General features: G+C 69.2%; 16 protein-coding genes. 1 reads left to right on the forward strand and 15 read right to left on the reverse strand.

The genetic code is table 11. The features are described 5' to 3' along the window. From F1735_RS25400 to F1735_RS25455, 13 genes are all read right to left on the reverse strand, one after another. Nucleotides 1-1155, reverse strand: a 1155-nt coding sequence (locus F1735_RS25400; protein WP_267876693.1) for an IS4 family transposase, incomplete at its 3' end; no start/stop codon positions are given. Nucleotides 1156-1167: 12 nt separating this feature from the next. Next, a complete protein-coding gene (locus tag F1735_RS36795; RefSeq protein ID WP_229505957.1) occupies nt 1168-1368 on the reverse strand; it encodes a hypothetical protein in 201 nt (66 codons plus the stop codon). A gap of 211 nt (nt 1369-1579) precedes the next feature. Next, nucleotides 1580-2083: a DUF805 domain-containing protein gene (locus F1735_RS25405; RefSeq protein ID WP_167239523.1), complete on the reverse strand. Its 504-nt coding sequence runs from the start codon at nt 2081-2083 to the stop codon at nt 1580-1582. A gap of 18 nt (nt 2084-2101) precedes the next feature. Beyond that, on the reverse strand, nt 2102-2782 hold the full coding sequence (locus F1735_RS25410; RefSeq protein WP_167239524.1) for a DUF805 domain-containing protein: 681 nt from the start codon (nt 2780-2782) through the stop codon (nt 2102-2104). A 42-nt stretch (nt 2783-2824) separates the two neighbouring features. Beyond that, the gene (locus F1735_RS25415) at nt 2825-3307 is read right to left on the reverse strand and encodes a DUF805 domain-containing protein (protein ID WP_167239525.1); all 483 of its coding nucleotides are present in this window, start codon (nt 3305-3307) and stop codon (nt 2825-2827) included. Then, a complete protein-coding gene (locus F1735_RS25420) occupies nt 3304-6093 on the reverse strand; it encodes a bpX6 domain-containing protein (RefSeq protein ID WP_167239526.1) in 2790 nt (929 codons plus the stop codon). Before F1735_RS25420 ends, F1735_RS25415 begins: the two co-directional genes overlap by 4 nt. Further along, a complete protein-coding gene (locus F1735_RS25425; protein ID WP_167239527.1) occupies nt 6083-7900 on the reverse strand; it encodes a hypothetical protein in 1818 nt (605 codons plus the stop codon). The genes F1735_RS25420 and F1735_RS25425 overlap by 11 nt, the downstream gene beginning before the upstream one ends. Beyond that, complete coding sequence (locus F1735_RS25430) at nt 7897-9696, reverse strand: hypothetical protein (RefSeq protein WP_167239528.1); 1800 nt, start codon at nt 9694-9696, stop codon at nt 7897-7899. The genes F1735_RS25425 and F1735_RS25430 overlap by 4 nt, the downstream gene beginning before the upstream one ends. Next, on the reverse strand, nt 9693-11498 hold the full coding sequence (locus F1735_RS25435; RefSeq protein ID WP_167239529.1) for a hypothetical protein: 1806 nt from the start codon (nt 11496-11498) through the stop codon (nt 9693-9695). The genes F1735_RS25430 and F1735_RS25435 overlap by 4 nt, the downstream gene beginning before the upstream one ends. Next, on the reverse strand, nt 11495-12613 hold the full coding sequence (locus tag F1735_RS25440) for a hypothetical protein (RefSeq protein WP_167239530.1): 1119 nt from the start codon (nt 12611-12613) through the stop codon (nt 11495-11497). Before F1735_RS25440 ends, F1735_RS25435 begins: the two co-directional genes overlap by 4 nt. After that, nucleotides 12610-14253: a hypothetical protein gene (locus F1735_RS25445; RefSeq protein ID WP_167239531.1), complete on the reverse strand. Its 1644-nt coding sequence runs from the start codon at nt 14251-14253 to the stop codon at nt 12610-12612. The genes F1735_RS25440 and F1735_RS25445 overlap by 4 nt, the downstream gene beginning before the upstream one ends. Beyond that, nucleotides 14250-14675, reverse strand: coding sequence for a bpX5 domain-containing protein (locus F1735_RS25450; protein ID WP_167232055.1), 426 nt, complete (start codon nt 14673-14675; stop codon nt 14250-14252). The genes F1735_RS25445 and F1735_RS25450 overlap by 4 nt, the downstream gene beginning before the upstream one ends. Beyond that, complete coding sequence (locus tag F1735_RS25455) at nt 14675-15796, reverse strand: AAA family ATPase (RefSeq protein ID WP_167239532.1); 1122 nt, start codon at nt 15794-15796, stop codon at nt 14675-14677. The genes F1735_RS25450 and F1735_RS25455 overlap by 1 nt, the downstream gene beginning before the upstream one ends. A 161-nt stretch (nt 15797-15957) precedes the next feature. On the opposite strand from F1735_RS25455, the gene F1735_RS25460 reads away from it, so the two are divergent. Then, nucleotides 15958-16149, forward strand: coding sequence for a hypothetical protein (locus F1735_RS25460; RefSeq protein ID WP_167239533.1), 192 nt, complete (start codon nt 15958-15960; stop codon nt 16147-16149). A 17-nt stretch (nt 16150-16166) separates the two neighbouring features. Here F1735_RS25460 and F1735_RS25465 read toward each other — a convergent pair whose 3' ends face one another. Then, the gene (locus tag F1735_RS25465) at nt 16167-17939 is read right to left on the reverse strand and encodes a hypothetical protein (RefSeq protein WP_167239534.1); all 1773 of its coding nucleotides are present in this window, start codon (nt 17937-17939) and stop codon (nt 16167-16169) included. 250 nt (nt 17940-18189) lie between these two features. Then, a complete protein-coding gene (locus F1735_RS25470) occupies nt 18190-18897 on the reverse strand; it encodes a DUF805 domain-containing protein (protein WP_167239535.1) in 708 nt (235 codons plus the stop codon). Between the last annotated feature and the right edge of the window lie 87 nt (nt 18898-18984).

The following is an 18984-nucleotide window of genomic DNA, read 5'->3' on the forward strand; positions in this document are numbered from 1 at the left end:
GTGACGGATAAGCGCAGCCTGGAGCGCAACAGCGCTGGACAACGGCCCGAGCACAGCAGAAAATCCGCAAAAAATAGTCGCTTTGCGGATGGGAATGTGTCTGTCAATTTCGGAGCACGGATTCAGGATCGATTTATGCGGCTTCGGTCCATTCTTCCTTTGCTTCGTTTTCATCACACCTGGTTGGTGCGAGTAGGTTCGTCGGGCAATGAGGTCAAGTGCGTCATGTAACAGCATGGCGACCACCTCGCACAGCAGCAACGACGGCAGCAGCGGCTTGAGAATGGAATGAACGGCGGCGCGGTTAATTTTGCGGGTTGGCGATGGCGGCGACTTTTTTGATGCAGCCTGTGTCAGTAGCGCCTGCAGGTTATCGCACAGGATCTTTGCAGCGAAGTCCTGCATTGCTGCCAGTTGCGACAGGCCCGAGACGTGCTCCAGATTGAGCCGGTGTTTGAGCCGCTTGAAGGCCTCTTCGATACGCCAACGCTGGTGGTAAAGGTCGCCGAATACGTCGGCCGGAAACGCATCCGAATCAAACAGGTTCGTCATTAACACACGCATCTTGCCAGTCGATGCGACGTGTCGCACCAGACGTACCCGCTGGGGTTCGGCGGGACACTCGAAGTCGGCTGCATCGCGGCGATCTGGTGCGGCCAGCGTGACGATCTGATCGTGCTGGCCCGAGAGCAGGAAGTCGCGTACGCAGGCGAAACCGGCGTTGCCGGACTTTTCAACGCGCATGCAAAACTTGATATTGCGCGCGTTGAGCGCAGCTACCAGCCAGCGACACGGATAGCCCCGGTCCATCAGCAACAGGTCGTCGCTGTTGAGGCTGTCGAGATGCTGAAACAGCATCTGACGCTCGTTCTCGTGGACACTGTGCAGCGACGCTGCCAGCATCATTTCGGCGCCCGGAAGATAGTGGCCGAAGGCGATCTGATCTGCACTGGCGGCACGGGGAACGTGGCTGTCACGCCAGCCGAAACGCAGGGTTGACGCGTCTGCGGCTACCAAGCGCAACTGGTGCCAACGCGGAACGTAGCCATCGGCATCGGCACGTGCAATGAGCCAGTCGTTCAGCGAGGGGATGGCGGTGGCGGACAGCTTGGAGCGGGCCTTGGAAAATGCCTGCTCCGAGACGTGCCGCGCCAGTTGTGCTTGCTGTTACAGGTGCGCGAAGAATTCATCAAGCTCGGTCTGGATGCACTTGCGCATGCCAGTGAGCATCACTGCAATCAGGGTCGGCAGTGGCAGCTTGCGCCGCCGTACAAATGCGTTACCGGCGTCGGCGTGGCGGGCAAGATCACGAAATTGAGCAGAGTGCATGTGGGCGGAAAATGCGGCAAACAGAGAAGGTAACGACATGGCGGCCAATGAAGATCAAAAAGACCTTCATTGGCCGCCGCCCTGCTCGCGAAAAAAGCCTCGCAATCAGGGCGGCGGCCGCGCGAAGCGGCGATTCTGTCAAGAACTATTTCAACTAAAGTAGTGCCAACGGCGGGGAGCGCTTAAGTTCGGTGGATTGAGGCTACCCCGGGTGCGGTGCCACCAACATCATTATCGCCACCGGCCCGCCTCACCCGACATCGAACTGCGCCACAAGCGCCGTCACCCCCAGCAGCAGCATGCTCCACACCCCTGACGCCACCAAGCTCGTGTTCTCGGACGGTGGCGGCCCGTAGCGGTTGCCGCCCGCGTCGCCGGCCCGGTACAGCAGATAGCCAAGCGCCAGCAGATTGACCGGCGGCAGCAGCATGAGCACCGCCCACCATCCCGGCCGTGCCAGATCGTGCAGGCGGCGCCGCGTCATCGCCAGCGCCAGCGCCAGCGCGACCAGCGCGCCCGCAAGCGCGAGCAGCTGCGCCAGCGCGCGCCGCTCGACCAGCCCGAGCGGCCCGATCAGATACGCGACCAGCATCAGCAACAACACCCCCGGCAAAAAGCCATACACCAAATAGCGCAAACGGCCAATCCGCCCATCCAGGCTGAACGGGGTCGGCGTGTAGCTGGCGCGCGCGTCCCGGGCCGGATTCAGATCCGATGCCGGTGCTGCGTAAGGATTAAGATTAGGATTATCCAATGGCGTCGCTCCCCGCCATCACCGGGCCGGCGTCGAACCGGCCTTCTCCGGCGCCGCGGCCGCCTGTTCGCCGTCGGCGCTGGCGTCGTCCGACGCGGCGGCGTCCTCGTCAACATCGTCCCCGGCGGTCGCCGCCTTTGCCGCCGCCTTTGCCTTGTACTCTTTCATGAGTTCATCGGTCTTGAAGCGAACCATATCGGCAAACCACTTTTCCTGGATATCCTGGTAACCCGGCAAGACCGCGATGATGGCGACCGGAATCAAGAAGGCGGCAATCACCAGCGGCCGCGTGGTCGGCGCCGGCGGCACGCCAAACTGGTTGGCGTCCGGATCGCCGCGTCCGAACACCATCCACAAACCAAAAAACAGATTCGCCACGGGGACCAGATGCAGCAGTCCCAGCCAGCCCGACTTGCCCAGGTCATGCAGGCGGCGGCGCGTGACGACCAGCGTCACTGCCGTCGATGGAATCCAGACCGCCACGGCGAACATGCTGAGCATCGGCCCGTACGCCGGGATCAGCCAGCTCAGCAGTACACTCATCGCGGCCACGGTCAGCACGGTGATGACCATTTCGTACACCAGATAGCGCACCCGGCCGATGCGGCCCTCCTTTTGAAACATGCGCGGCAGGTAGGTGTCGCCTTGATAGGCGGTGGCCCTCATGTCGGCGGATGGCGCGGCGTACAGATTGGTCATTGGCAAATCCAGACAAGAAGCATACAGATCAAAATGGCAATATCATACCGGCAATTTGAACTTGGCGAGGCCATACAGGAGCACCACAATGACCGGCAGCAAGGCGCAGGCCAGCCACGCCGCCTGGGCGAACGCCGATACGCTCGAGGTGGGCGCCGGGCCGCGCGGGTTGGCGTCGGGGTTGCCGGGGGCGCACAGCAGATACAGCACGAACAGCACGTTGACTCCCGGCACCCCGAGCAGCAGGATCCACCCGCGCGCGCGATCGAGGTCGTCGAGGCGGCGCGCAGCCACGATGAGCAGGTGCGACAGCAAGGCCAGCAGCGCCAAGCCCAGCATGGCAGTACCCAGAAACCACCCGGCAAGCACGAATAGCGGCGCCATCAGCAACAGCGTCGCGCACGTGGGAAAGACCGAATACATCAGGTAGCGCCCGCGCCCGATGCGTCCGTGCAAGCCGAACACCGAGGCCGTGTAGGTCGCGCCCGGCGCGCTACTGGCCGGCGCCGCATACGGATTACTCAACTCAGGCACAGGCTGTGCGCCAGGCCGGACGCGCAATCGATGTCGACCAGGCGCCCGGCCCGGTCGAACACCAGCAGGCGTCCGTCGTGAAAACTGAAGCGCGCGCCATCGTCCTGCGCCAACTCGACGCGGGCGCGCACCTTGCCATCGGCCAGGGTCACGATCTGGCAGCGGACCGCCTCTCCCACCGCCACGATCAGCACCAGCCACTTGCCGTCGATGATCACGGTGAGCGGCGTGTTCGACTCCAGCGCCACCGTCACCGGCGTCGGCTTGCCATGCTGGGCGACCAGCAGTTGCTCATTCATCCAGTCGGCGCTCACCAGATACGGCGCCTCGCCCGCCGCGCCCGGCAAGATCGACATGCCCTCGTACATGCTGATGTCCTTCCACCAGTCGCGCTGGCGCAGGTGGCGGCCCGGCTGCTCGTACGACCACTGCTCGATGCCGTCGTCCACCTGCAGCAGCAGCGTGAGCGCGCCGGCCCGGTCGGCATAGCCGATAATCGGTCCCGGCAAGTCCGCCACCTGCCAGACGATGCTCTGCTGCGGCGCGCTCGTGTCGAGCACCGCCAGGCGCCGCTCCAGGGCCACGCTCCAGGACACGCCATCGTAATCGGGCGACCAGTGCGTCAGTTCCAGCGTCAGCCAGTCCGACACGGCGCCGCTGATCAGGTCGAGGCGGCTGACCCGGTATCTGCGCTCACGCCTGATCAGCGCCAGCGCGCGTTTGCCGTTGTGCGAGATCACCAGGTGCGCGGCCGGCACCGGATAATGGGCCAGCTGGACGCCGTCGCGCCCGATCCGCAGCACCCCGCTCTCGCCCAGCGCCAGCAGATAGTCGCCATCCGGCAGCGCGCGCGCATCGTGGATCGGCATCAGGCCGCGTTCCTCCGGGCTGACCACCAGCGGCGCGCTGCGCCCACTGAGCGGCATGCCCGGCGCCGCTTGCGCGTCCTTGGTCGAAAACAGCGGCAGGTCGGCGCGCAGCGCGTCGTTGGCGGCCAGGTCGGTCAGTTGCATCAGCACCGTTTTGGCGAGCCGGCTCAAGCCTTCCATCCGTTCCGGCAACACCTTGCGCAGCAGCGCGCCCGCCACCCGGCGCGTGGCGTCCGAGGCCGGCAAGGCGCCCACCAGCGCCACCGCCAGGCGCGCGCGCCGCTGCACGCCTTCCTCGCCGGGCGCCGCTAGCAGGGCGTCGATCGCCGCCGCGCTCGAACGCAAGGTACCCGGCATCAGCGCCAGTTTGCGCGCCAGCGCCTGCATGCCCAGCGTGCCGCCGCTGCGTTCGGCCTGCACCAGCCAGCCCAGCGCCAGCGCATGATGCTCGGGCAAGGGCCAGATGACATCGATCGCCGCCATCAGGTCGCCGCGCGCGGCCAGGTACTCGGCCCAGGCGCGCCGCAGCGGCGCCGCGTGCTCGCTGTCGCGGCTCTCGAGCAGGCGCACGGCGGCGTCGAAATCGTTGTGCAGGCGCGCGATGCGCACCGCGCGCTCGATCTCGCCGGCCAGGAGCCACAGCCGCACCGCCACCGCCGGCGCCAGTTCCACCGTGCCGGCCAGTTGCGCCGCCTGCAGATAGCGTTCCTTCTTTTCGAGATAGGTGACCGCTTCCAGGGGACACTGCAACAGCTCGGCCAGCACGTACACGGCTTCGTCGATCCGCCCTTCGCGGTCGAGCCGCTCGACACTGCGCCGGTAGGCTGCGCGCAGCTGCGTCACCAGGTCTTCCCCGAAGCTGATCGACGGCGCGGAGGGACTCGGGCCGCTCACGGTCAAGCTGGTGCGCGGACGCGGCGTGCCCAGGGCCGGTCGCGACGCCCCGCCGCCGATCGCATCGATCGGCACCGCGTGGCGCAGCGCTTCGGCCAGGTCGCCCTTGTCGAACAGCTCGAACAGTTGCTGGAGATAGGTGGCCTGGCGCCAGCCCAGCACTTTCGACACCCGGGTCAGCGACGCCAGGCGCGCCATCAGCGCCGACAGGCCGCGCGCCCACGGACCCGGCCCGGCGCGCTTGCCTTGCGCCGCGTCGCCGTCCTGCCCCGCCCCCTTGGCCTCGCCCTTGCCTGTGCCCTTCCCTGTCCCCTTCCCTGTCCCCGTTTCCGCGCCATACGCCGGAACGTGCCCCGCACCCGGCGCGCCGCCGGCGCCCAGTCCCCGCGCCAGCAGGCCAAGCACGCCGAGCGCCACGCCGGCCGCCAGCGCGGCGGCGCGCGCGCCGGACGGCTCCGGCACCGGCTTGCCCTGCGCGCCCTGTTCGAGGCGCTCGATCTCCTTGCGCGCGAAGCCGATGCTGTCGGCACTGCGCACGGGCATGGCCTCGCCCAGCACGTCGCGCAAGGCCATCGGGACCTGCATGGTCGACTCGACCGGCGGCGGCGGCGGCGGCGGCGCCAGCGGCTGGCGCAGCGCGATCGCGTCCAGCGCCAGCCACAGCGCGGGATCGACGCGCGCCTGCGGCAGCGCCGCTTGCGCCACCCCGCCCCGCACCAGCCAGTAAGCGCCGGCCGGAAGCGCTTTCAATTCGGCCGTCGTCAGCGGTGCGCTGCTGAGCACTTCACCGACCCGGCACAGCGCCAGCGCGTCGAGCGCTTCCACATGCCGCCAGCGCGGTGCCGGCCAGGCCAGCAGATAGCCGCCCGCGGCCAGGAACAGCTGCGAACCGGCCTGCCAGTGTCCCAGCACGCGCCGGCGCGCCTCGGCCTCGCCCAGCAGCGGCAAGTCGAACCACAGCGCGCGTACTTCAAGGTAGCCGCTCCACAGCGGTTGGCGAATCTCAATCGACATCGGGAACTCCATTGGGAATGATATGCGGCGGCCATGCGGTTTGTTCCATGACAGGCAGGTAGTGCAACAGCGCCAGTTCGCCATGCAAGCGGCGCACGAACAGTTCGTGGCTGGCGGTCAGCAGCCAGCTCATGATCTGGCTGGACGGATCGAGCGTCAGGTGGGCGATCGGAGAATGCGCACGCACGATCGCGCGCCGCTGCGTCGCGCCGCGCAATTCCACCGTGCAGCGGTCGGGATTGATCACCAGCAGCGCCAGCTCGGCGCTGTCGGGCGCCAGGCGGGCCACCCCGATCACCGTCGCGCCGTCGCCGATCACCAGCGTGCGCGAGGCGCGTCCATGCACCAGCAGCCATTCTGTGTCGCTCGTTTGCAGGGCCAGCATGTGCTCCGGGGCGAGGCTCACTTCGCCGTACAGCACGCGCAAGACGGGCCACTCGAACACCAGGTCGTCGACCGGCTCCGGCGCGGCGGACTCGTAACGATACAGTCTGGTCAAGCCGTCCGCCACGCTGGCGTACAGCAGCCGGTTCTGGCTCTGGACCGCGCCGACCACGCCGCCGGCCAGCAGCTCGAAGCTGGTCGCGCCAGCGCCGTCATGGCGCGCGCGCCAGCGCACCAGGCGCGCGGCGCTATCGATCATCAAGACCTGGTCATGGCCGGTCTTGTGCAGGAAGAAAACCGGCAGCCAGCGTCCCAAGCCGCGCGCCGCCGCGAACTGCCCGGCTGGCGGGCGCGCGCATTCGCAGCGTTCGAACACCCCGCCGAAATACCGGAAGGTCAGGGTCTCGCCGCACGCGGCCACGTCGGCCACCGTATAGCCCAGCGGGCAGATGCCCAGCACGCTGCCGCGTTTCGGCACGCGCTGGCGCCGCGGCGCCGGCGGCATGCTGGCGTACGCGTCCAGATACGAAAAACTGAGCGTGCCGCCGTCCGGCCGGCCGGTGACCACGCGCGCCTGGTAGTACGCAAAGCGCGGCGCATGCTTGAGCGAGGGCGTATTGCGCCCGCCCATGCGGTTGCGCACCGGCTTGGCCGGCTCGCCGGCCGGATAGCGCAACAGGCGCACCGCGCTGGCCGGCGCCGGCAGCTCCAGCATCAGGTCGCGCGTCCTGCCCTGCTGCGTGATGCTCACTTGCAGGCCCTCCCCGAGCAGCGGCTCGATGATGCCGGCGCGCGCGCTTTCGCGCCGCAGCGTCACGGCCTCGGGCGCGCCCACCTGCCATACCTCGGCGTGCGGCTCGAGCCCGGCCAGTTCGCCATTCCAGCCGTCGCGCGCGGCGCCGCCCGCACGCAGCGCCGTGCGCGCGTTCATCAGGCGCATCAGCGCCTGCTGGCCGCATCCGGCATCGAGCGCGCCCGGGGTTTGCAAGACACCCCAACGGAAGCTGGCGCCTTCCTCGTGCGCGCGGCGCGCCAGCAGGATGAACAGCGCCAGGTGTACCAGGCGCGGCTCGCCCAGCTGCGCAGGACCGGCGTCGAACAGCGCCACGCAGGTGCGCGCGCGGCGCTGCACGCGCGGCTCGGGCGCCGAAAACAGCAGTTCGCCGGCCGCCGCGCGGCGCAAGAATTCATCGGGCGCGCCGTCCTGCACCGCCCATTCGCTCAGGAGCAGCCGATGGTAGGGGCCGCGCCGGGCAATGCCGCCCGCCCCGACCGGCGTGCTGTCCGGCGCCGGCGCCGTGCCCGCCATGCGGCCCACCAGCGGTTGCAGGCGCAGCAGCATGGCGCCCAGCGGCGCGGCCAGCTCCGCCGGCAGCAGCGCCAGCCAGGCGCGCCACGGTGCCAGTTGCGCGGGCAGCTTCATGCGCCGCCCGCCTGGTGCGCCGGCCCCACCCGCAACAGCGGCGGACCGCTGTCGTACATGTTCATGACGCATAATTCGTGCGTGCCGGTCAGCCAGCACAGCCGGTCGCTGGACGGATCGAGCGTCGCCTGGGCGATCGGCGCCTCGCTGCGCACGATCACCCGCTGGTCGCTTTTTGAAAACAGCTCCAGCGTGAGCCGGTCGGCGGCGAGCACCACCAGGGCCGGACCGTATGGCCGGCCACGCGTGACGCCGATCACCGTGGCGCCGTGCGGCACCAGGATCCGGGTACGCCGGCCGATAGTCGGGTCGATCAGCCGCCATTCTCCAACATTGAGCTGCACCGCGTATAGCCAGCCTTCCGGCGCGCTGCTCAAGCGCGCCTGCAGCGCCGCGAACGCGAATTCGCCGATTGTTTCCGGCTCGACGGCCCTGGCCTTCAAGGAATGGATCGTGGTGCGCTTGCCGTCGCTGCGGGCGTACAGCAGCGTGTTGGGGCTCTGGCTGGCACCCACCACCTTGTCGGCCAGCGCATCGAAACGCACGTCCGGCGCATGCTTCTCGTTGCCGGCGCTCCAGCACACCAGTTGGCCGGCGAGATCGATCATGAACACGCGCGCGCCGATTCCCTTGGGAGAACGGTCGCTCAGGAAAAACGTCGGCAGCCAGCGGTTCTCGCCCGGCGGCGCGTGGAAGTGCTCCGGCGGCGGCTGCGGCACGCTGCGCGGCGGGCCGAATGCCTGGCCCGGAAAACGCATGAGCGTCAGGTCGGTACCGTTGCTGACCACGCGCGCCAGCACTTTGCCGAACAAAACCACGCCCAGTTCGGTCGCATCCGGGGTCGGATGGGAGCGGCGCGGCTGGGCCGGGTCGAGGGATGCCGAGGTGGGCACGGCGTGCAGCACGCTGCCGCCGGCCCGCCTGGCCGCGACGATCCAGTCGCCGCTGACGGCGAAGCGCGGCGCAAACAGCAGCGAGGCGGTGTCGCCCGCGCTCACGTCGCTGCGCAGCGTGGGCGGCGGCGGCTTGAACGGATCGCGCAGCAGGCCCGCGCCGACCTGCGGCGCGGGCAGCTCCAGCTGCAAGCGGCGCGTCTGCCGTGCCTGCGTGATGGCCACCTCCAGGCTGGCATCGAACAGCGACTGTCCGATGGCGGCGTGGGCGCTGGCGCGCGCGGCGGCAATGGCGCCGGGGGCGCCCACTTGCCACACCTCGGCCTCGTCCCCCAGTCCGAGCCCGGCCAGGGCCGCATTCCAGCCGGCCAGGTGCTGCGTGCGGACGCGTTCGAGCGTGCGCGCGCCCATCAGGGAGCGCAGCGCATCGCGCCCGCTGTTGGCGTGCAGCCGGTCCGGCCGCTGCAGGATGCCCCATTTGAAATCGGCCGCGCCATCCTGCGCACGGCGCGCCAGCAGGATGAACAGCGCCAGTTGCGCCAGGCGCGGTTCGCCCAGTTGCGCAGGACCGGCGTCGAACAGCGCCACGCAGGTGCGCGCGCGGCGCTGCACGCGCGGCTCGGGCGCCGAAAACAGCAGTTCGCCAGCCGCCGCGCGGCGCAAGAATTCATCGGGCGCGCCGTCCAGCACCGCCCATTCGCTCAGAAGCAGCCGATGGCAGGGGCCGCGCCGGGCAATGCCGCCCGCCCCGACCGGCGTGCTGTCCGGCGCCGGCGCCACGCCCGCCATGCGGCCCACCAGCGGTTGCAGGCGCAGCAGCATGGCGCCCAGCGGCGCGGCCAGTTCCGCCGGCAGCAGCGCCAGCCAGGCGCGCCACGGCGCCAGTGGCGCGGGCAGCTTCATGCGCCGCCCGCCTGGTGCGCCGGCCCCACCCGCAACAGCGGCGGACCGCTGTCGTACACGTTCATGACGCATAGTTCGTGCGCGCCGGTCAGCCAGCACAGCCGGTCGCTCGACGGATCGAGCGTCGCCTGGGCGATCGGTGCGTCGCTGCGCACGATCACCCGCTTGTCACCTTTTGAAAACAGCTCCAGCGTGAGCCGGTCCACCGCCAGCACCAGCAAGGCCGGCCCGTGCCCGGTCTGATGCACGGCACGGGTGACGCCAATCACGTTGGCGCCGTGCGGCACCAGGATCCGGGTGTGCCGGGTGGCCTGGCGGTCGATCAGCCGCCATTCCCCCACGCTGAGCTGCATGGCATACAGCCAGCCGTCCTGCGTGCCGCCGAAGCGCACCTGCAACACGGCGAACTCGTACTCGCCGATTGTCTCCGCCTGCGCGGCGTTCGCCGCCAGCGAATGGATCGTGGTGTGCTTGCCGTCGCTGCGGGCGTACAGCAGCATGTTGTCGGTCTGGATGGCGCCCACCACCTTGTCGGCCAGCGGGTCGAAGCGCACCTCATGCATGGAATGCGCGATGCCGGTGCTCCAGCACACCAGTCGATTATCGACATCGATCATGAATACGCGCGCACCGACGCCAGTGCGGGCATGGTCGATCAGGAAAAACGTCGGCAGCCAGCGATTGGGCCCTGGCGGCACCCGGAAGTGCGCCAGCGGCGGCAGCGGCACGCTGCGCGGCGGGCCGAATGCCTGGCCCGGAAAACGCATGAACGTCAGGTGCGTATCGCTGCTGGCCACGCGCGCCAGCATCTTGCCGAACAAGACCACGCCCAGTTCGGTCGCATCCGGCGTCGGGTGATAGCGGCGCGGCTTGCCGGTTTGGGCGTACGCCGAGTTGGGCACGGCGTGCAGCACGCTGCCGCCGGCCTGCCTGGCCGCGACGATCCAGGCGCCGCTGACGGCGAAGCGCGGCGCATACAGCAGCGAGACGGTGTCGCCGGCGCCGACCTCGGTGCGCGGCCTGGGCGGCGCCGGTGGCTTGAACGGATCGCGCAGCAGGCCCGCGCCGACCTGCGGCGCGGGCAGTTCCAGCTGCAGGCGGCGTGTCTGCCGTCCCTGCGTGATGCTCACCTCCAGGCCAGAGTCGAACAGCGACTGTCCGATGGCGGCGTGGGCGCTGGCGAGCCCGGTGGCGACGGCGTCGGGCGCGCCCACTTGCCACACCTCGGCCTCGTCCTCGAGCCCGGCCAGGATCCAATTCCAGTCGTCCAGGTGCTGCGCGCCCACGCGCTCGAGCGTGCGCGCGGCCAGCAGGGAGCGCAGCGCGTCGCGCCCGCTGTTGTCGTGCAGCCGGTCCGGCGCCTGCAGGATGCCCCACTTAAAGTCGGCCGCGCCGTCCTGCGCGCGGCGCGCCAGCAGGATGAACAGCGCCAGCTGCGCCAGGCGCGGTTCGCCCAGTTGCGCAGGACCCGCGTCGAACAGCGCCACGCAGATATGCGCACGGCGCTGCACTTGCGGTTCGGGCGCCGAAAACAGCAGCTCGTTGGCCGCCGCGCGGCGGATGAATTCATCCGGCGCGGCGTCCAGCACCGCCCATTCGCTCAGTAACAGGTGCTGGTACTGGCCGCGCCGCGCAAGGCTGCCGGCGCCGGTCGCAATCGTGTCCGGACAGGCCGCCACGCCCGCCATGCGGCCCACCAGCGGCTGCAGGCGCAGCAGCATGGCGCCGAGCGGCGCGGCCAACTGCGCAGGCAGCAGCGCCAGCCAGGCGCTCCACGGCGCCAGTTGCGCGGGCAGCTTCATGGCGCTTCCCGGTCCGGCGCCGGTGCGACCGCCAACAGCGTGCCGCCGCCAGAGAGGTCGATGACGCTCAATGCGTTGCGCTCGGTCAGCCAGCACAGGCGCCGGCCCGACGCGTCGAGCACGGCCTGGGCAATCGGCGCATCGCTGCGCACCAGCACACGGCTCTGGTCGTTCCAATGCAGTTCCAGCGTGCGCCGCTGCGCACCGAGCACCAGCAGGGACGCCGCCTGCCTCCTGCCCATCAGCAGGCCGCCATGCAAGACAGCGATCACCCTGGCGCCTTCGGCAATCCGGATCGGAATGGGCAGCCTGGCATTCTGGTCAACCATCTGCCATGTGGTGCCATCAATGCGCATGGCGTACAGCCAGGGCAAGTGCGCATGGCCGAACAGCACCTGCGTGGCATCGACGTCGAACGTGGCGATCATGCTTGGCTGTTGCGCCTTTGCCGCCAGGGTATGGATGGTGGTGCGCTGTCCATCGCTGCGGGCGTAGATCAGCAATGTCGGGGTTTGCGACGCGCCTACCACCTGGCCGGCCACCTCATCGAAACACACGCCCGTTCCCTGCTTGTGCCCATAGGCGCTCCAGCACACCAGCTTGCGCTCCTGGTCGAGCATCAGCACCCGCGCGCCGGCGCCGGTGGGAGAGTGATCGATCAGGAAGAACGTCGGCAGCCAGCGGCCCTGGTCGGACGGCGCGCGGAACTGCTGCGCCGGGGGCAGCGGCGCGCTGCGCGGCTGGCCGAAGTCCATGCCGGGAAAACGCACGAAGGTCAGCTGCGCGCCATTGCTCACCACGCGCGCCAGCACCTTGCCGAACAGGACCACGCCCAGTTCCGCCAGGTGCGGCGTGGCCCGGTAGCGGCGCTGCTTGCCGGGCTGGCCGAGCACGGAGTTCGCCACCGCGTGCAGCACGCTGCCGCCATCCGGCTTGGGCGCGACCAGCCAGTCGCCGCACAGGGCGAAGCGCGGCGCATCGGTCAGCAAGACGGTATCGCCGACGCCGGGGACCGGGCCGTGCCGGCGCGTCCGAACCGGCATGCGCGCAGCGCGCGGCGGTTGCGGCGCGCCGTCGGCCGACGGCAGCGCGGCCAGTGCGTCGGGCAGCTTCATGCGGCACCCGCGCCGGGCAGCGCGGCCGGGTCGGGAATCACGTGCAGCAGCAAGCCATCGTCATGCAGAAGGCGTACGCACAGCTCGTGGGTGTCGGCCAGCATCGAGCACAGCAACTGCGCGCGCAGGTCGGTCACCAGATGCATCATCGGCAGCTCGGTGGCCAGCACCAGTTGGCGCCGCGTGGCTGTGCATACGTGCGCGTTCTTGCGGTCGGCGCTCAATACCAGCAGCGCCGGCTGCTTCGCATCGTTGGCCGATGCCCGCACCAGCGCGATGACGGTGGCGCCATCATCGACATCGACCGTCTGCATGCTGGCGCCGGCCGAGAGCAGCCACTGCGTCTCGCTGATCTGCAAGGCCAGCCGGGCAAGGCTGATCATGCCGATGAATTCGCCGAACAGCACGCGCCTGGCGGCAAAGGGAAAACAGAGATCGGCCGTTTGTCCGTGCTGGGTAATGGCGTGGATGATCGTCCTGCCGTCCGCAACGCTGGCGTAGCCGAGCGTCTGGAAGCCCTGGGCCACGCCAGCGACGTCGCGCGCGACCACGCGAAACCGGACCTCGGGTTTGCCGTGCCCGGCGGACCATTCAAGCAGGCGGCCGGCGCCATCGAGCATGAAGATGGCCTGCATCCGTCCATGAAACAAGGAGAACGTCGGCAGCCGTGCGCCACCACGTCGGGGAACCTGGAACTGCTCCGGGGGAGGAAGCGGGCAGCGACGGTTACCCGTGAACTCGCTGGCAAAGCCGTTAAAGATCATGGTCTCGCCACTGAGCGCAACCTGGCCCAGGCCAGTGCCGCCAGCGAACAACAGCTGACCGAGCAGCCTGCCGCGTTTCGGCATGCGCCGCCGCACTGGCAGGCCGGCATGCGGCGTGTGCGCTTGATGCAAGGGAAACTCCAGCGTGCCGCCATCGAAGCGCGAGGTAAGCACTGCCGTATTGGTCAGCCCGAAAGATGGCGCATGCTCGGGCGTGGGCGTGTCGCGCAGGCCGCTGCGCAAGCGGCCATTCTCGGCCAGCGCCGCGACCGGATGGCGCACCAGGCGTTGCACGATGCCGGCCTCCGGCAGCGCCAGGCGCAGCTGGTGTACGTCGCCCTCCCGGGCCAGCATCACCTGCAGCGATGCGCCGTCGGGCGCCACGGCCACCGTCACCCGCACCGTCATGTGCGCCAGCGCGGCGCTGTCGGCGCCGCCGACCTGCCACAGTTCATCGGGCGCATCGCGCGAGGCCTGCTCCTTGCTCCACCCATCGATGTCGGCCTGGCTGGGCGGCATGGGCGCGCGCATCGTCAGCAGCGCGCCCAGGGCATGCTCGTCGGCGCAGAAACGCGAGCGGCCCGGCGCTTGCAGCACGCCCCAGCACAGATGCATCCTGGCCGCCCGCGCGCGCCGCGCCAGCAGGATGAACAGCGCCATGTGCAGCACGCGCGTGCTGTCCGGCTGGCCCGGACCGGCGTCGAACATGGCCACGCAGCGCATGCGCGGATACGTATCGGGCGCCAGCGGCGCCAGCGGCGCCAACTGGCCCAGCAGCGCTTGCAGGCGCGCCATCGTCGCGCGCAGCGGATCGGCGAGCTCCGGCGCCAGGCTGTCCAGCCAGGGATCCCAGCGGTCCGGGAGCAAGGTCGTCATGCCGCGAGTTCGCGCGCCAGCCACGCCAGGCTGGCCCGGTCGAGCGCAATCGGCTGGCCCAGCGGCAGCACTTGTTCAGGCGCGTCCCACAGCAGGAAAGGCACATGCGCGCCACGCCCGGCCAGGTTGGCCAGCACCAGGTCGAGCGGCAGTTGCGGCGCGACGTCGGTGGGCAGCCACAGCATGCGCTGGAGCGGGTCCGGGGCGCAGTAGCGCGCGCCGTCGACCCACGGCAGCGCGGCGGCGCGCCCGAGCAGCACCAGCATGTCGCGCGTGGCCACCGCCGTCAGCGCGGCCAGTGCCTCGTCATCGCAGCGCGCCAGGCGCGCCAGCACCTGCCGCATCGCGGCGCCTTGCGAGACCTGCCCGCGCGCTTCCGGCGCGCTGCCGGCGGGGCGCGCCATCCATCCCAGCGGGCTCATTACGCGCCCTGCACGGCCACCACCAGCTGCGCGCGGCGCGCCGACAGTTCCGGCGGCAGCTTGTCCTTGCCGAAGTTGGCGTCGATTTCGCGCAGCAGGGATTCGGACGCGCCCCGAAAGGCGTCGCCACGGGCGCCGCCCAGCAACTGGTCGGCGCTTTCGGCCAGGCGCGCGATGCGCGCCAGCGGCTGCTGCACGGCCGTTTCGACCACCGCGTGCAGGAGCGGATGGCGCGCCTCGGCCAACAGATCGCGCAGGGTTTCGCGCGCGCTTTGCTGGCCGGCGGCGCTGGTCACCACGTACACCAGCGGCCACAGGTCGGCGCGGGTGGCGACGCTGCGCCCGGCCAGCACGGCGGCCGCCGCGATCAGTTGCTGGGCCTTGACGATGCGCCGGTCCGACAGGACGATCTGCGCCCCGCGCAGCTTGCGCACCGCCTGCGCCAGGTCGGCGCGCACGGCCTGCATGTCCACCAGCGGCACCGCGCGGTGCAGGGCGTCGAGCGTGGCCATGTCGGCGCGCGGCGCGACGGCGCGCTGGCCGACCGCCCAGCCGCCGGCCAGCAGGTCTTCGAGGCGCGCGTCGGGCACCGCCTCGACGAACACGTGCAGCAAAAAGCGGTCGGCGAACGCGGCCAGGCTGTCGTCGTCGGGCAGCGCGTTGGAGGCGGCCACGCACAGGCGCAGCGGACAGGCGATGTGCGTATGGCCGCGGCGGAACTGGCGCTCGTTGAGAATGCCCAGCAGCGTGTTGAGGATCGCGGTCGAGCCGAGGAAAACTTCGTCGAGAAAGGCGATGTCCGCTTCCGGCAGCATGCCGCCGACGTCGGTTTCAACCAAGCCGTCGCGCAGCTTGGCCAGGTTGACCGCGCCGAACAGTTCGGACGGCTCGGTAAAGCGCCCCAGCAGATACTCGAAATAGCGCCCGCCCAGGCTTTGCGCCACGCGCCGCACCACGGCGCTCTTCGCGGTGCCAGGCGGGCCGATGACCAGCAGGTGTTCCTGCGCGACGGCGCCGAGGATCATCAGTTCGGCCAGGTGCTCGCGGTTGATCAGGCCATCGGCGGCTTCGCGGATGGCGTCGCGCAGGGTTGCTGCGGCTTGCTTGACTGGGGTATGCATGGACGTGTGCGGTGCGGCTGGGCTCATGCACGCGTCGGTGCTGCAGGAACTTTTATTGCCAGGTTTTAAGAATTGTAATTATATCAAACCGAATACGGCTGGTTTGTTGTATTACAGCACTAATCAAGCAGTCTGGGGCCCGCTCGGCACAGACATCGGGCATGCACCAGCCCGGACCGGCAATCGAGGTCGCCCAAGCGCCCGGCCCGGTCGACCACGAATCGGCCGGCATGGATCTGCACGGTGCGCGCCGCACCAAGCGGACCGGCTTCGCCAGCCGGTCCGCATGGATGAAGCAGGGCCCCGAACAGCGCGAGGTCGAACCGGAGCGCGTAGTGCGCGGCGGCCGCTGAACAGGGGTTGGCTAACCTCAACCGGCATCGGTAACGCCCGCGACTGGCACGTGCGGCACAATGTCATCGCCGTGCAGCGCGCGCGCGAACAGTTCCTGTTGGTCGGTCACCCAGCAAAGCGGCGAGCTCGCGTTGTCGAACGCCAGTTGCGCGATCGACGCCTCCGAATGCAGGACAGCGACGGTGGCGCCCGCGCTGCGCAGTTCCACCGTGCAGCGATCCGCACACAGCACCAGCAGGGCCGGCGCAGCGTCCTTGCGCGGCCCGGAGCGCGTCACGCCCACCACCATGGCGCCGTCCGTCACGTCGAGCGCGATCGGCGTGGCGCCGGGCATGGCGCAATCGGCCACCAGCAACCAGTGCCGCTCGCTCGTTTCGATGGCGAGCATCCAGCCGCGGTGCGCGCGCCGTTGCGTTCCCTGTTGCGCCATCCCGAACAGCACGCGCCTGGCTGCGCACGGAAAGTCCGCGACTGCGGTCGGGAACTTGTCTGCCTCATCGATGACATGGATCGTGGTGAAATGTCCGACGCTCCTGGCATACACCAGCATGTCGGGACGCTGCGCCGCCGCCACCACGTTGTCGGCCACCTGGTCGAAACGCACGCTCGCGTCCGGGTCCTGGCCGGTGACCTTCCAGCAGCCCAGCTGCCCGGCGCGATCGAGCATGAACACGCGCGTGCCGGCCCAGCCGGGGGCCTGGTCGCTGAGGAAAAATGTCGGCAGCAGGCCATGCCCCGGTTCCGGCAGCGCGAACTGCGCCGGCGGCGGCAGCGGCGCCGTGCGCAGCGGGCCGAACAGCTTGCCGGGAAACCGGGCAAACAGCAGGGTGCCATCGCGGGATTCGACCTCGGCCAGCGCACGGTCGATCAATATCGCGCCCAGGCGAACCTGGTCCGGCTTGTCGTACAGGCGGCGCGGCTTATGGCGCGCGCGCGACGGGTCGCCCGGCAAGTGATGCAGGGTGGCGCCGTCCTGCTGCATGAAGGCGACGATCCAATCTCCCTGCAAGCCGAAGCGGGGCGCCTCGGTCAACGACATGCCGTCCGCCCCGCGGCGCCTGCCGTGCGGCGCGGCGGCGCGCGCGAACGGCTTGCGCAGCAAGTCTGCTCCCGCATGCGCGGCCGGCAAGGCCAGCGTCAGGGTACGGCTGCGTTGCTGGTGCGTTATCGTCACCTGCAAAGCGGGACTGTCCGGCAAGGCGCGCGCGCCAATCTGCCACACTTCCACCGCGTCGCCGAGGGCGGCAAGCGCCGCGTTCCATTCGTTGATGTGGGCCGGCCCGATGCACGTAACGGTACGCGCGTCGAGCCAGGCGCGCAAACTGCCCGGGCCGCCACGCAGCGCGCACGGGTCTTGCAGGACGCCCCAGCGACAGTCGGCGCCGGCCTGTTGCGCGCGTTGCGCCGGCAGGATGAACAGCGCCATCCGCACCAGGCGCGGCTCGCCAAGCTGCGCCGGGCCGGTGTCGAACAAGGCCACGCACAAGCGCGCCCCATGCGGCACGCCTGGCTCGGGCGCCGACAACAGCAATTCGCCGGCGCGGCGCGGCAATTCGTCCGGCGCGGCGTCGGCCACCGCCCGTTCGCTGATGAGCAGCCGATTGCAAGGGCCGCGCCGGGCGATGCTGCCCGCCCCCACGGGCGTGCTCTCGCCCCCTGCGCCCGGGCCCCTCATGGCGCCGACCAGCGGCTGCAGGTGCAGCAGCATCTGTCCGAGCGGCTCGACCAGTCCGGGGGCCAGCAACGCCAGCCAGGCGCGCCACGGCGCCAGTTGCGGCGCCAGCGTCATGACGCCAATTGCTGGCCGGGCCACGCCAGGTGCGAGCGGATTGGTTCGACCGGGTGCTCGGCATCGTGCAGGGTTGTCGGGGCTTGCTTGAGCAGGGGATTCATGGACGGGCGCTGGTGCGGACTGGTGCCCGCATCGGTGCAGGAACTATCGATGCCGGGATTGAAGAAGGACGATTATATCAAACCGGATGCACCGGTTTAGCTGGCCATCGGCGCCGCCGAACGGCGCCGATGGCGGGGACGGCGTGTCAGTTCGCCGCTTTCGGCTCGGCTGGCGCCGGTGTCGCGGCTGCGGCGTCGGTTGCGGTATCGCTTGCGGCATTGATTGCAGCCTCATTCGCCGCGGCTTGGGCCGACCCTGACTGCATATCGGCTACCGCAGCTGGAACGTCGGCCTGGGATTCGAGCATCTTTTGCATGTCCGCGTCGCTCGCGCCGCCGCCCATCATCTTTTTGACCATCTGATCTTCAAACTTGAGGTAGCTCGGCATCGACGCGACCATGGCGAGCGGGATCAGCCAGGCGGCGATCACCAGCGGCCGTGTGTTTGGCGCCGGCGCCGGACCATACTCGTTGCTACCCTCGTTGCCGCGCCCAAACAGTATCCACAAGACAAAAACGAGATTCACGAGCGGGATGAACTGCAGCAACGCGAACCAGCCCGACTTGCCCAGGTCATGCAGGCGACGGCGGATAATGTAGAACAGGATGACGAACATCGGAATCCACATGAGCAAGCCGACGACGACCAGCGCCATGAAGCCGGCCATCTGGGAAAGCACGGCAAGCACCCCGCCGATCGCGACCGTCATCACGAGCGAAATGACCGAGGCGTACACCAGGTAACGCACGCGGCCGATGCGGCCGTTCAGTTGAAACATCTTCGGCACGTAGGTGTCGCTGTTGGCGACGGGGGAAGTCATGTCGGCCGACGGGGCGGCGTACAGATTGCTCATATTGAAACTCCGGCTTGATGAATACTGATGAAAGATGCAATATTATATTTGCAATATTGATTGCATCGATAGAACGATCGTCAAGTT

It is taken from the genome of Massilia genomosp. 1 (assembly GCF_011682185.1).
Lineage (GTDB): Bacteria > Pseudomonadota > Gammaproteobacteria > Burkholderiales > Burkholderiaceae_D > Telluria_A > Telluria_A rubra.